This window comes from Corallococcus sp. AS-1-12 (assembly GCF_020036995.1).
Lineage (GTDB): Bacteria > Myxococcota > Myxococcia > Myxococcales > Myxococcaceae > Corallococcus.
Window position 1 is genome coordinate 16,110 of the sequence record NZ_JAIQDD010000046.1, and the last position, 13,526, is coordinate 29,635.

General features: G+C 72.7%; 9 protein-coding genes. 4 read left to right on the forward strand and 5 right to left on the reverse strand.

Features of this window, described 5'->3' with window-relative positions:
• Together K8556_RS39615 and K8556_RS37375 are read right to left on the reverse strand one after the other, a co-directional pair.
• On the reverse strand, window positions 1-2,052 hold the full coding sequence (locus tag K8556_RS39615; RefSeq protein WP_304504035.1) for a S9 family peptidase: 2,052 nt from the start codon (window positions 2,050-2,052) through the stop codon (window positions 1-3).
• A gap of 48 nt (window positions 2,053-2,100) precedes the next feature.
• Window positions 2,101-2,622, reverse strand: a complete 522-nt coding sequence (locus K8556_RS37375) for a hypothetical protein (protein WP_223744914.1) — start codon at window positions 2,620-2,622, stop codon at window positions 2,101-2,103.
• A 418-nt stretch (window positions 2,623-3,040) separates the two neighbouring features.
• On the opposite strand from K8556_RS37375, the gene K8556_RS37380 reads away from it, so the two are divergent.
• The 3 genes from K8556_RS37380 (at window position 3,041) to K8556_RS37390 (ending at window position 8,316) form a co-directional block, all read left to right on the forward strand.
• Window positions 3,041-4,123: an AI-2E family transporter gene (locus K8556_RS37380; protein ID WP_223744915.1), complete on the forward strand. Its 1,083-nt coding sequence runs from the start codon at window positions 3,041-3,043 to the stop codon at window positions 4,121-4,123.
• Between the two features lie 15 nt (window positions 4,124-4,138).
• A complete protein-coding gene (locus K8556_RS37385) occupies window positions 4,139-4,762 on the forward strand; it encodes a DedA family protein (RefSeq protein ID WP_223744916.1) in 624 nt (207 codons plus the stop codon).
• 128 nt (window positions 4,763-4,890) lie between these two features.
• On the forward strand, window positions 4,891-8,316 hold the full coding sequence (locus K8556_RS37390) for an ATP-binding protein (protein ID WP_223744917.1): 3,426 nt from the start codon (window positions 4,891-4,893) through the stop codon (window positions 8,314-8,316).
• Window positions 8,317-8,326: 10 nt separating this feature from the next.
• Here K8556_RS37390 and K8556_RS37395 read toward each other — a convergent pair whose 3' ends face one another.
• Window positions 8,327-9,775, reverse strand: coding sequence for an FAD-binding oxidoreductase (locus K8556_RS37395; RefSeq protein ID WP_223744918.1), 1,449 nt, complete (start codon window positions 9,773-9,775; stop codon window positions 8,327-8,329).
• A 258-nt stretch (window positions 9,776-10,033) separates the two neighbouring features.
• Window positions 10,034-11,365, reverse strand: a complete 1,332-nt coding sequence (bioA, locus tag K8556_RS37400; protein ID WP_223744919.1) for an adenosylmethionine--8-amino-7-oxononanoate transaminase — start codon at window positions 11,363-11,365, stop codon at window positions 10,034-10,036.
• 278 nt (window positions 11,366-11,643) lie between these two features.
• On the opposite strand from bioA, the gene K8556_RS37405 reads away from it, so the two are divergent.
• Window positions 11,644-12,441 carry an acyl-CoA desaturase gene (locus tag K8556_RS37405; protein WP_223744920.1) on the forward strand — a complete coding sequence of 266 codons (798 nt, stop codon included), beginning with the start codon at window positions 11,644-11,646 and terminating at the stop codon, window positions 12,439-12,441.
• A 67-nt stretch (window positions 12,442-12,508) separates the two neighbouring features.
• On the opposite strand, the gene K8556_RS37410 is transcribed toward K8556_RS37405, so the two are convergent.
• Complete coding sequence (locus tag K8556_RS37410; protein WP_223744921.1) at window positions 12,509-13,366, reverse strand: SDR family oxidoreductase; 858 nt, start codon at window positions 13,364-13,366, stop codon at window positions 12,509-12,511.
• Between the last annotated feature and the right edge of the window lie 160 nt (window positions 13,367-13,526).

The following is a 13,526-nucleotide window of genomic DNA, read 5'->3' on the forward strand; positions in this document are numbered from 1 at the left end:
TCAGCGCGCCGGCGCCCGCACCTTCGGCTTCGACTCCGCCGCCGGCAGGTTCGCGTCGAACCAGTCCAGCGTCCGGAGCAGCCGGTCCTTCTGGTGCTCGGGCTTGCGCAGGCTGTGGCCTTCGTCCGCGTAGATGACCAACTGGGTCTTCACGCCCAGCGTCTTCAGCGCCTTGTGGAACTCGTAGCCCTGCGACGCGGGCACCTCCATGTCCCTTTCACCGTGCAGCACCAGCGTGGGCGCCCTCACCTGCTTCACGCCGTTGATGGGCGAGGAGCGCGTGTACACCTCCGGCTCGTCGTACACCGACGCCCCGAAGTACGGCAGCATCCAGGCGTCGATGTGGTTCGTGCCGTAGTAGCTCTGCCAGTTCGCGATGCCCGCGCCCGCCACCGCCGCCTGGAAGCGCTGCGTCCGCGTCACCGCCCACATCGTCAGGAAGCCGCCGTAGCTCCACCCCGTGATGCCCTGCCGCGCCGGATCCACCGGCGCGGACGCCAGCACCGCGTCCAGCCCCGCCAGCACGTCGCTGAAGTCCCCGAAGCCGAAGTCGCGGCGGTTCGCCTGCACGAACGCCTCCCCCTGGCCGTAGCTGCCTCGCGGGTTGGGCATGAACACCGCGTAGCCGCTCGCCGTGAACAACGCCGTCTGCGGACTGAACGCGGGCAGCACTCCCGCCGCCGGCCCTCCGTGCACCACCGTCACCATGGGCGCCTTGCGCCCGGACGCGTCCGGCACCGGCAACACCAGCCACCCCTGCACCGGCTGCCCGTCGCGCGTCCACGTCACGCTGCGCACGTCGCCCACCGTCACGCGCACGTCCGCGTTGAGGCGCGTCACCTGCCTCCACGCCCCCACCCGCCCCGTCCACAGCTCCGGCGCCTGGGTGATGGAGTCGCGCACCACCGCGCTCGTCACCCCGTCGCTCCCCAGCGACACCGTCACGTGCTCCGGCCCCCTCCACAGCGTCTTCACCGCTCCCCCCCCCGGAGCCACCGCCATCAGCGCGGCCTCGCCCTGCGCCTGCGCCACGAACACCAGCCGCTCCGCCGTGGGCCAGAAGAGGTCCGTGGCCGTCGCCTTCAGCCCCTCCGTCACGTTTTGCGCGGGCGGCACCTCCGCGGGCAGCGCCGCCTTCTCCCCGAACCGCACCTTCGCCGCCAGCCGCTCCGGCACCGACACCACGAGCACGTCCCCGCCCGTGTTGCCCTCGTCGCTCATCAGCCCCTCGATGAACGCGAGCCGCCGGCCATCCGGACTCCACGCGGGCTCCGCCACCTGCCACCGGGGCGCGTGCAAGAGCGACGTCTCCCCCGTCCCCGCCTCCACCGCGTACACCCGCGCGCTCCACCAGTTCGCGTCCCCCGGGGGCTTCGACGCCGTCACCGCCACCCGGGCGCCGTCCGGGCTCCACGCGTACTCGTGGATGAACAACCCCGCGGGCGACACCCTCCGCAGCCGCGCGTCCTCCACCGTCACCACCGCGAAGCGCTTCACCGGCGGGGACGCCTGCACCACGCCCGTCTCCCGCGCCGCCGGCCCCCGGGGCCCCAGCGCGTCCTCCGCGCCCTCGATGACGAGCAGCCCCACGGACGTCCCGTCCGGGGACCACCTCGGCGCCGCCAGCACGCCCTTCACCAGGGTGAGCCGCCGCGCGGGCCCGCCAGCTCCGGACGCGTCCGCCACGTAGAGCTGCTTCGCCCGGCCCTCGCCCGCCGTGGACAGGAACGCGAGCCGCCGGCCGTCCGGGCTCCACGTCAGCGCCCCCTCCGCGCACGGCGCGCCGTCCTTCGACGCGGTGACGCGCACCGGGGCCCGCTCCGGATGCGCCAGCTCCCGCACCTGGAGCCTCGCGGCCTCCGCGGTCCCGGGCACCGACTCCACCCAGGCCACCCGCGTGCCGTCCGGCGACAGCGACACCTCGCGGATGCGCACCAGGCGCTGGAGCGCGTCGTACGTGGCGCTCGCCTCCCCCCGCGCGGGCGCCGCCCCGGACGCCAGCGCGCCCCACACGCAACACCCCACCGCCACAGCCAGGCTTGCCGCTCGCATCCGCCGCCTCCCGCGAAAGACCGGGGCGGAGTGTAGCGGACCCGCCGCTCAGTGCAGTTGCGTGGGCAGCATGGGCAGCCCGTGGAAGAAGCGCCGCCCGCTCTCGAAGCGGTGGTGGAACGTCACGCGCTGGTCCAGGTACAGCCGCGCCATCTCCTCCTCGCCGTACGCGCGGAAGAACGCGGCGCGCGCCTCGTCACAGGCGCGCTCGTACTCCACGCACAGCGCCTCCCAGTCCTCCGGCGGAGGCTCCCCCTCCGGCCAGCCCTCGCCGGTGAGGCCGTAGTCGCGCTCCATCGCGTCCAGCTCGCGCGCCCGCATCCGCACGCGCGGATCCTCCGCGATGGCCTCGTCCGCCATCGCCGTCAGGATGTGCGCCACCAGGAAGAAGCCCGCGTCCGGCGGCACCGCGCCCGCGTCCCGCGCGCCCCGGAACGTCACCAGCAACTGCGCGTCCATCTCCTCGCCGCCCAGCTCCGCCAGCTTCGCCGCCAGCCCGCGCCACCGGGCCTCGGTCTCCAGGGCCTCCCGAAGCACCCCTTCCAGCTCCTGCTCACCCATCTTTTTCATGGTGTCCTCTCCCGGCCCGCGAAAGTCCCTTCCCACGAAGGTTCCCATCCCCGTCTGACGCACGGGCCCGGCAAACCGTGCTGTCCCCTCTTTCCAAGACGTCCCGGCGCGTCAGGTGCAGGACGCCCGAGCGCGGCGCCGTCGCGTGGCGGACGCGCAACCGTGCTCGGGGGGACGGACGGCCTGGCGGCCAGCCCGGCCATTTCGGGGCTGCCGGGGTGACGAACCGCGCGGCCGGTGATTGCGTCCGGCCCCGGCCTTCCGCGCGGCGCCGGGTGTCACCCGCAGGACGCTTGGACGGCGCGCGGCCCCGGCGCGCACATTTGGAGGACGACGGTGGTTGCCGCCGGGCGCGGGATGACGCATCCGCAAGGCATGGGGCCCGCAGCCGGTGGCCCGCCCCGGGGAGCCTTTGCCGGTGTCCGAGCCCGTCGTCACGTTGCCGCCGAAGTCCCAGGTGTCGCCCCGCACGGTGTTCACCGTGTGCCTCGTGGTGCTGGGCGTGATGGCCCTGGTGGTGCTCGTCGCCAAGACGCGCGTGGCGCTCACGCTCACCGGCATCGCGGCCATCATCGCGCTGTCGCTGGAGCACGGCGTGTCGCGGCTGGAGAAGCGCGGCATGCGGCGGTGGCTGGCCATCACCCTGGTGCTGTTCGCGCTGTTCGTGGCCACCGTGGCGCTGGGCCTGCTGGTGATTCCGGACCTGGTGGAGCAGGTGGACGCGCTGGTGACGCAGTGGCCGCACCTGTGGAAGCAGGTGCGCGGCACCGGCATCCTGCGCGCGCTCAACCAGCGGCTGCACAGCCTGGGCTGGAACGAACGGCTGGAGGAGGCCACGCCCGCGCTCGCGGGGCCCCTGCCCGAGCTCCTGATGAGCGCCATTGGCGGCGTGGTGGGCCTCCTGGGCGGCGTCATCACCGTCTTCTTCCTGGTGGTGTTCATGCTGGTGTTCGGCGGCGGCGTGCTCCGGCGCCTGCTGGACCTGGCCCGCCCCGACCACCGCCTGCGCTACGTGCGCGTGCTGCGCAACGTGTACACCGCGACGGGCGGCTACCTGTCCGGCATCACCCTCATCTGCGCCATCAACGCCACGCTCACCACCACCATGCTGGCGGTGCTGGGCATGCCCTTCTATCTGCCCCTGGGCGTGGCCAGCGGCTTCTCCAGCCTGGTGCCCTACGCGGGGCCCATCATCGCGGGCGGCATCATCACCCTGCTCACGCTGGCCACCGGCGGCCTGTGGAAGGCGCTGGCGGTGTTCATCTACTTCCTCCTCTACGGCCAACTGGAGGGCAACGTGATGGCGCCGCTCGTGTTCAAGCGCACCGTGCACGTCAACCCGCTCGTCACCCTGCTCGCGGTCCTCTTCTGCGTGGAGCTGGGGGGCATCGTGGGCGCGGTGGTGGCCGTGCCCGTGGCGGCCACCGTGCAGATCATCGTCCGGGAGGTCCTCCTCTTCCGCCAGGAGCGCCGCGCCGCGGCCGTCCTCCCGGAGCCCTGACGGGCCCCATCCCCGATGACCGCCTCGCCGCTCCAGCTCCTGTTGACGCACGGCTCCGGCCCGCTGCTCTTCCTCGTGCTGGTGGCGGGAGGCCTGGGGCTACCGTTCCCGGAGGACCTGGTGCAGCTCGCGGCGGGCGTGCTGTCGCACCGGGGGGCCATGCCGCTCCCGGCCGCCATCGCGCTGTGCTTCGCGGGCGTGCTGTGCGGGGACACCGTGCTCTTCCTCACCGCGCGCCGGCTGGGACAAGCCCTGTACACGCACCGGCGCACCCGCCGCCTGTTCCCCCCGGAGCGCCGCGAGCGCATCCAGGGTCTGTACGCGAAGCACGGCTCGCGCGTCGTCTTCGTGGGCCGGTTCATGTCCGTGCTGCGCGTGCCGGTGTTCGCCATGGCCGCCGCGGAGGGCATGCCCCTGCGCCGCTTCCTGCTCTGGGACGGGCTGGCGCTGTGCCTGAGCTCGCCCCTGGTGGTGACGCTGGGCTACCTGGGCTCCGCGAGCGTGGACCGCGTGGCGAAGGGCGTGGGCCGCGTGGAGCACTTCGTCGCGCTGGCCGGCGTGGCGGCGCTGCTCGTGGTGCTCGCCGTGCGGCATGCCCGCGAGAAGCGGCCGCCCCGCCCGTCGCCCCGAGGCCCGTGAGCGGCGGTCCCCGCCGCCCCACCTGGGGTTGAAGCAAGCAAGCTCACACTTGTTCTGCATGACCCGGCGCGCGCCGCGCGAATCCGCTATCAACCGGATGGTTTTCCTGGACGAACATCCGAGGCCTCATGACGCTCCCCAGTCCCTCCCAGGCCGGCTCCACGGCGGCGTTGTCCGCGGAAGGGGGCATGGACTGGCTGTCCGGCGGCGGTGAGATGGGGCGGTTGATCCGCTCCATGGACTGGTCGAAGACGCCGCTCGGGCCGGTGGAGACCTGGCCGCAGAGCCTGCGCACGACGGTCAGCCTCTGCCTGTCCTCCACCTTCCCCATCCTCATCGCGTGGGGGCCGGAGCGGGTGCAGCTCTACAACGACAGCTACCGGCCCATCTGCGGCGCGAAGCACCCGGAGTCCATGGGCCAGCGCTTCCGCGACTGCTGGGCCACGGCGCTGCCGGTGGTGGGCGGCGTGTTCGAGAAGGCGGGCACGGGCATCGGTTCCTACATCGAGAACCAGCGCATGTTCCTGGACCGGCACGGCTACCTGGAGGAGGCCTTCATGACCTTCTCCTTCAGCCCCATCCGGGACGAGTCCGGGGGCGTGGGCGGCCTCTTCCACCCCATCACGGAGGTGACGGAGAAGATGCTCAGCGCGCGGCGCACGCAGACGCTGCGCGAGCTGTCCGCGCTCCTGGGCAAGGTGAAGACGCTGGAGGACATTGGCGCCGCGCTGGCGCAGTTGCAGCCGGACGCCGCGCTCGACGTGCCCTTCCTCCTCTTCTACCGCCGCGACGAAGCCGCCCCGCGCATCCGGTGGGTGGGCGGCATGGGCCTGCCCCCGGGCACCGCGTGGAGCCCGGAGGAGGCGGGGCTGGACGGGCCGTGGCCCTTCGCCACCGGGGGCGCGGACCCCGTGGACGTGCCGCGCGCGCCGCTGGACGCGGGCACCGTGCCGGGGCCCTACGAGGAGCCGCCCGCGCACGCGCTCGTGCTCCCCATCCACCCGGCCGGCATGGCGGAGCCCTACGGCCACCTGGTGGCCGGCGTGAGCCCCCGCCGCGCGATGGATGACGCCTACCGGAGCTTCTACGAGCAGCTCCAGGCCACGGTCACCAACGCCGTCGTCAGCGTGCGCACCTACGAGGCGGAGGCCCAGCGCGCGGAGGCGCTGGCGGCCATCGACCGGGCGAAGACGGCGTTCTTCTCCAACGTGTCGCACGAGTTCCGCACACCGCTCACGCTCATCCTGGGCCCGCTGGAGGAGTCGCTCGCGGACGAGGACGCGCCCCTGCCGCCGGCCCAGCGCGCGCGCCAGGAGCTCACCCACCGCAACGCGCTGCGCCTGTTGAAGCTGGTCAACTCGCTGCTGGACTTCTCCCGCATCGAGGCGGGCCGGGTGAAGGCGGGCTTCCACCCCACGGACCTGGCGCGGCTCACCGAAGACCTGGCCAGCGTCTTCCGCTCCGCCATGGAGAAGGGCGGGCTGCGGTACACCGTGGAGACGCAGGACGTGGGCGAGCCCGTCTACGTGGACCGGGACATGTGGGAGAAGGTTGTCCTCAACCTGCTCTCCAACGCGTTCAAGTTCACGCTCCACGGCGGCGTCAGCGTGCGGCTCGCGCGCGAGGGGACGCGGGTGCGGCTCACCGTGCGAGACACCGGCACCGGCATCCCGGAGGCGGAGCTGCCGCGCGTGTTCGAGCGCTTCCACCGCGTGGAGTCCTCGCGCGGGCGCACGCACGAGGGCACCGGCATTGGCCTGGCGCTCATCCAGGAGCTGGTGAAGCTGCACGGCGGCACGCTGGGCGTCCACAGCGTGGAGGGCGAGGGCAGCACCTTCTTCGTGGAGCTGCCGCTGGGCCGCGCGCACCTGCCCGCGGAGCAGGTCCACGACGACGTGGGGACGACGCACGCGGGCAAGCTGGGCTCCGCCTTCAGCGAGGAGGCGCTGCGCTGGCTGCCGGATGCGCCGGAGCCCCTCCCGCCGCCGGGCCCGGAGCCGGAGCCGGTGGGGGCCCCTCGCGGCGCCACCGCGCTGGGGGGCCCGGGCGCGGGGCTCGTGCTGCCGGCGGGGCGCGGGCGCATCCTCGTCGCGGACGACAACGCGGACATGCGCGCGTACGTCAGCGGCCTCCTGGCGCCGCACTGGAACGTGCGCGCGGTGGCGGACGGCGAGGCGGCCTTCGAGGCGGCGGTCGAGCACAAGCCGGACCTCATCCTCAGCGACGTGATGATGCCGCGGCTGGACGGCTTCGGCCTGCTCCAGAAGCTGCGCGGCGACGCGCGCACGCGCGGCATCCCCTTCATCATGCTGTCGGCGCGCGCGGGCGAGGAGGCCCGCATCGAGGGGCTCCAGGCCGGCGCGGATGACTACCTGGTGAAGCCCTTCTCCGCGCGCGAGCTGCTGGCGCGCGTGGACAGCCAACTGCAACTGGCGCGGGCCCGGCGGCAGCTCTCCGACTTCTTCATGCAGGCCCCCTCGGCCATGTGCGTGATGACGGGCCCGGACCTCGTCTTCACGGTCATCAACCCCCTGTTCGCCAAGCTGATGGGCCGGGACATGCTGGGCCGGCCCGCGCGCGAAGCGCAGCCCGTCGGAGGCCACGGCGTGCTGCTCCAGCACCTGGAGCGCGTCTACCGCACCGGCGAGCCCTTCGTGGGCCGCGAGGTCCCGGCGCGCCAGCCGGACGGCCAGGGCGGGCTCCAGGAGCTCATCCTGGACGTGGACATCCACGCCCAGCGCGACGGCGAGGGCCACATCCAGGGGCTGCTCGTCGCCGTGCAGGAGGTCAGCGAGCGGACCCACGCGCGCCAGCAACTGGAGGCCCTCACCCGAGACCTCCAGCACGCGCTCACCGCGCGCGACACCTTCCTGGGCGTGGCGTCCCACGAGCTGAAGACGCCCGTCACCGCGCTGCTGCTGCACCTGGAGATGACGCGCCGGCGCCTGTCCCCCACGCGCAGCGACCCTCCCACACCGGAGAAGCTCCTCGTGGCGGTGGAGTCCGCGCAGCGGCAGGTGGAGCGGCTGTCGCGGCTGGTGGACGAGCTGCTGGACGTCTCCCGCATCCGCGCGGGCAAGCTCGACCTCCACCTGGAGGAGAGCGACCCGATGGAGCTGGTGCACGAGGTCCTGGACATCTTCCGCGAGCAGATGGAGCAGGCCCGGTGCATCCTGCAGCTCCGGGCGGAGCTGAACGTGCGCGTGTGGTGGGACCGCTCGCGCATGCAACAGGTGCTGACGAACCTGGTGTCCAACGCCATCAAGTACGCGCCGGGCACGTCGCTCGGCGTCGGGCTCAGGAAGCACGGCGACCGGCTCATCCTCTACGTGTCGGACGGCGGCCCGGGCATCCCGCCCGAGCACCAGGCCCGCGTCTTCGAGCGCTTCGAGCGCGGAGGCCCGCCCCGCTCCGTGCACGGCCTGGGGCTGGGCCTCTTCATCGCCAGGCAGATCGTCGAGGGCCACCACGGCAAGCTGGTCCTGAAGAGCGCCCCCGGCCAGGGCGCCGCCTTCATCATCGACCTGCCGCTGCCGCCCCGGGCCCAGGCCTGAGCGCGCGCCTTCAGTGCGCGACGCCCGGGGGCTTCACCGGGCCGGGCAGGATGTTCTGGTTCACGTGGAAGAGGTTCTGCGGGTCGTAGGCCCGCTTCACCTCCACCAGCCGCGCGTAGTTGTCGCCGTAGGTGGCCTGCACGCGCTCCTGGCCCTCCTCCATCATGAAGTTCACGTAGGCGCCGCCCGCCGAGTACGGGTGCAGCGCGCTCCAGTACTCCTTCGCCCAGGCGGAGATGTCCGCCGCCCGGTCCGGTGACGGGTCCACCCCGACGATGACCTCCGACCAGCGCGCGTCGCGGAAGCGGAACGCCGTGTCATGCGGGCCCACCCGGTGCGCCGCCCCGTCAATGGGGTACAGGTGCATGGTGGACTGCATGGACGGCAGGCGCTCGGCGAAGTGCACGTGTTGCTCGATGGCCGCGTCCGGGATCTCGCGCACGAAGTCCGCGCGCCAGTACCACTGGTGTCCCGGCGGATAGAGCGCGTCGAAGGCGCTCTGGAGCATGGGGAAGGGCATGGGCATCGCGCCGTGCAGCGCGGGCCTGAGCGCCAGCACGGGCGCGAACAGCTCGTCCGCGCGCGCGGGGTCGCCCGTGTAGCACCACACCACGCCGCACATCTTCTGGAAGTGGAGCGCCTCCGGGAAGGGCGGCGCGGGCGGCACGGTGAGGAAGCCGAAGAAGCCGCTGAGCTCCTCCGGCGCGGCCGGGAGGAACTCGCGGTACCAGCGCAGCACCTCCGCGGCGCGGTCCAGGGGCCAGAGCGTGGGGCCTCCGATGACGGTGTCCACGGGGTTGGCGCGGAAGAGGAAGGACGTCACCACGCCGAAGTTGCCGCCTCCGCCGCGCACCGCCCAGAACAGGTCCGGGTGCTTCTCCTCGTTCGCGGTGACGAAGCGGCCGTCCGCGAGCACCATGTCCACCGCGAGCAGGTTGTCGATGGTGAGCCCGTAGCGGCGCGTGAGGTACCCCAGGCCGCCGCCCAGCGTGAGCCCGGCCACGCCCGTGGTGGAGATGATGCCGGAGGGCACCGCGAGCCCGAAGGCGTGGGTGGCGTGGTCCACGTCCCCCCAGACGGCGCCGCCGGAGACGCGCACCGTGCGGGCCTCGGGGTCCACGCGCACGCCGCGCATGCGCGACAGGTCGATGACCAGCCCGTCATCCACCAGCCCCAGGCCGCCGCCGTTGTGGCCGCCGCCGCGCACGGCCAGGGGGAGCTTGCGTTCGCGGGCCAGGGCCACCGCGGCGATGACGTCCGCCACGTCCGCGCACCGGGCCACCATGGCCGGGCGCTTGTGGATCATCGCGTTGTACAACTGACAGGCCTCCGCGTAGTCGGCGTCTCCCGGCTGGATGAGCGCGCCGCGCAGTTGCGCCCGGAACAGCTCCACGCTGTCCGGCGTCAACCCCGCGGGCAGGCCGGGGCCTGTCTGCGGGCGGTGGGTTTCGAGTGTCATGGCGGTCCCCTCGTCGAGCATCGGCGCCGGCACGGCGCCTGACTCAACGGATGCGCACGGGGGAGGCCCGCGCGGCACCGGGAGGCAGGAGGGGGCCTCCCGGCACGCGCCGACCGGCGGGCGCGGACGTGGCGCTCCGCCCCTCCTCCACCCCCGGGGCGCCACGCTCCCGGAGGAGGATGGGCACGCCCTCGCGGCGCGAGGCTCGCGGCCGCGCGAGCGCACGGGGGCGCTCGCGCTCTCCGCGCGGGGGACGGCTCAGCCCGCCGCCACCTCGCGCAGGCTGTCCTCCACGCCCTGGAGCAGCAGGTCCAGGTCCGCGTCCGGGATGTTGAGCGCGGGCGCGATGTAGACGGTGTTGCCCATGGGGCGCAGGTACAGGCCGCGGCGGCGGGCGGCCTCGTAGACGCGCCACCCGCTGTCCGCGAAGTAGCCTCCGCCGCCCAGGTCCACCGCGCCCACCATGCCCACCGCGCGCGGGCGCACCAGCCCGGGGAGGGTGGCGGCCATGCGCTCGAAGGCGGCCTTCACGCGCGGCGCCTTGCGCTGGACCTGCCCCAGCACGTCCTCGTCGCGGTACACGGCCAGCACCTCGCGCGCCACGGCCGCGCCCAGCGGGTTGCCGCAGTACGAGTGCCCGTAATACAGCGCCCGGTCCTTCGCCCCCAGGAAGCCCTGGAAGATGCGCTCCGACGCGAGCGTGGCGGCGAAGGGCAGCAGGCCCCCGCTGAGCGCCTTGGCCAGGCACAGGAGGTCCGGCACCACGCCGGCCAGGTCCACCGCGAAGCGCGCGCCGGTGCGGCCCATGCCGGTGAAGACCTCGTCGGCGATGAGGAAGGTGTCCACCGCGCGGGTGGCCTCGCGCACCTCGCGCACGAAGTCCGGCGACGACATCCACATGCCCGCGGCGCCCTGGATGACGGGCTCCAGGATGACACCGGCGATGCCGTCCGGATCCGCCGCGAGCGCGGCCTTCACCTGGGCCAGGGCGCGCGCGTGGCCGTCTGCTTCCGCGGGGGACGGCACGTGCACCACGTCGAAGAGGAGCGGGCCGAACACGTCGCGGAACTCGTGCACGCCGCCCACGCTGGTGGCGCCCAGGGTCTCGCCGTGGAAGGCGCCGGTCAGGGTGATGAAGCGGGTGCGGCGGGGCCGTCCGTTCTGCGCCCAGTACTGCGCGGCCATCTTGATGGCCACCTCCACCGCGGTGCTGCCGTTGTCCGAATAGAAGACGCGCGACAGCTTCTCGCCCGAAGGCACGTCCGCCCGCTCCGCGCCCGGGGCCAGCGCCGTCAGCTCCGCGCCCAGCCGGGCCGCGGGGCCGTGCGTGATGCCCGCGAGCGAGACGTGCGCCAGGCTGCCCAGTTGCTCGGTGAGCGCGTGCACGAGGCGCGGGTGGCGGTGCCCCAGGGTGGACACCCACCACGAGCCGTTGGCGTCCAGGTAGCGCCGTCCGTCCGCGTCATGGAGCCAGACGCCCTCCGCGCGGACGATGACCAGGGGGTCCGTCTTCGCGACGTACTGCTCCATGGCGGTGTAGGGGTGCCAGACGTGCTGCTTGTCGAGTCCGACGAGGGTTGCCCGATCCACGGTGGAGGCTCCTGGGTGTGAAGGGGGGTGACGCGCCGCGTGCCCTTCTGCCCTCCCCGGGGACGGCCCGCAACGTCGCGGTGCGACACGTGGGACGGGGGCGAATGGGTGACCGCACCGGGCCTTATCCACCAGCGGACAGGCGGCGGAGGGTGACGCTCAGTGGCGTGCGTCCGGGACGGGACGGTGGGGCCGGTCCGGTGCCGGTGACGTGGGGAGCGCTGACATTGCCGTGACAGGGGGGGTGTTAGCCCTGTGTCTGTCATCACGGGAGAGTCATGGCCATCATCATCTTCTTCATCAGTCACTGGCTGCTCTGCGTCTTCTTCCAGAGCTTCTTCCAGCACCGTTACGCGGCGCACCGCATGTACAGCATGGGGCCGCGCACGGAGAAGGTGATGCACCTGCTCACCTACCTGGTGCAGGGCTCGTCGTACCTGTCGCCGCGGGCGTACGCCATCCTGCACCGCGAGCACCACGCGTTCTCGGACACGGAGAACGACCCGCATTCGCCGCACTACTTCAAGGACGTGCTGCGGATGATGTGGCACACGAAGGAGCGCTACTCGGGCATCCTGACGCGCCGGATCCAGCCGGAGCCGCGCTTCGAGGGTGGCTATCCGGAGTGGAAGCTGGTGGACGAGACGCTGGGCCAGTCCTGGTGGGCGGTGCTGGGCTGGGTGGCGCTGTACACGGCGTTCTACGCGGCGTTCGCGACGTCGCCCTGGATGTTCCTGCTGTTGCCGGTGCACTTCGTGATGGGGCCGGTGCACGGCGCCATCGTGAACTGGTGCGGGCACAAGTACGGCTACCGGAACTTCAAGGGCGCGGACAAGTCGCGCAACACGCTGCCGGTGGACGTGCTGTGCATGGGTGAGCTGTTCCAGAACAACCACCACAAGTACGGCAGCAGCCCGAACTTCGCGGCGCGCGCCTTCGAAATCGACCCCACGTGGCAGGTGATGCGCGTGCTGTCGAAGCTGGGCGTCATCCGCATCACCACGCCCCAGCGCGCCGTGTACCCGGAGCCGCGCGAAGTGGCCCGCCAGAGCGGCGCCGGAGCGCAGGCGGCCTGAGTTCCGGTCCAGACTTGAAGCAACGCGGGGGAGCCGTCCGTCAGGGACTGCTCCCCCGTGGTGCTTCTCAGGCCCGCTGGAGCGTGGCGGCCAGCGCCTCCGCCAGGGTCGTGGTGGGCCGGCCGATGAGGCGGCTCAGCGTGCGGCTGGTGTCGTTCAGGTCGCCCCGGGCGATACCTTCGTCGGAGTTGGCCAGCACGTCGGCGTAGCCCTTGGGCAGGCCCGCCTGCATGAGCGCGGCGGCGAAGTCGGCGGGTGGCAGGTCCTGGTACGTGACGGTCCTGCCGGACTGGCGTGACAGCTCCGCCGCGTACTCCGCCAGCGTGAAGCCCGTGTCACCCGCGAGCTCGTACACCGGGTTCCCGTGGCCCGTGCCGGTGAGCACCGCGACGGCGGCGTCCGCGAAGTCCTGGCGGGTGGCGGGGGCGACGCGGCCGTCCTTCGCGCAGCCCCGGAGCACGCCCTGCTCCAGCGTGCGCTTCGCGGCCTCCGTGTAGTTCTCCAGGTACCAACCGTGGCGCAGGAACACGAACGGCAAGCCTGACGCGCGGATGGCCTCCTCCGTGAACAGGTGCTCCGGCGCCAGCACCATCCGCGACGTGTCCGCGTGCAGGATGCTCGTATAGGCCAGGAGCTTCACGCCGGCCTTCTTCGCCGCGTCCACCACGGTCTGGTGCTGCTTGCGCCGCTGGCCCACCTCGCTGGAGGAGATGAGCAGCGCCGTGTCTCCGCCGGAGAACACGCCGTCCCACGTCTCCGGGCGGCTGTAGTCCGCCTTGCGGACCTGCACGCCGCGCGCGGCCCACTCCGCGGCCTTGTCCGGATTGCGCACCGCGACCGCGACCTGGTCCGCGGGGACCTTCTTCAACAGGCCTTCAACGACGAACCGGCCCAACCGGCCCGTGGCTCCCGTGATGACGAACATGGCTGCCTCCGTGTTTCCCGTGGCCGGGAGCATCGCAAGCCCCCGGACATCCCTGCTCTACACCTCCCGCCCCGCTCGGTTCCAAACCTGTCCGACTGGAGGTCTGCGCGGAATAAGCAGTCCTACGAGCCGCATAGAGGTGGGGTGACATCGCAAGAAG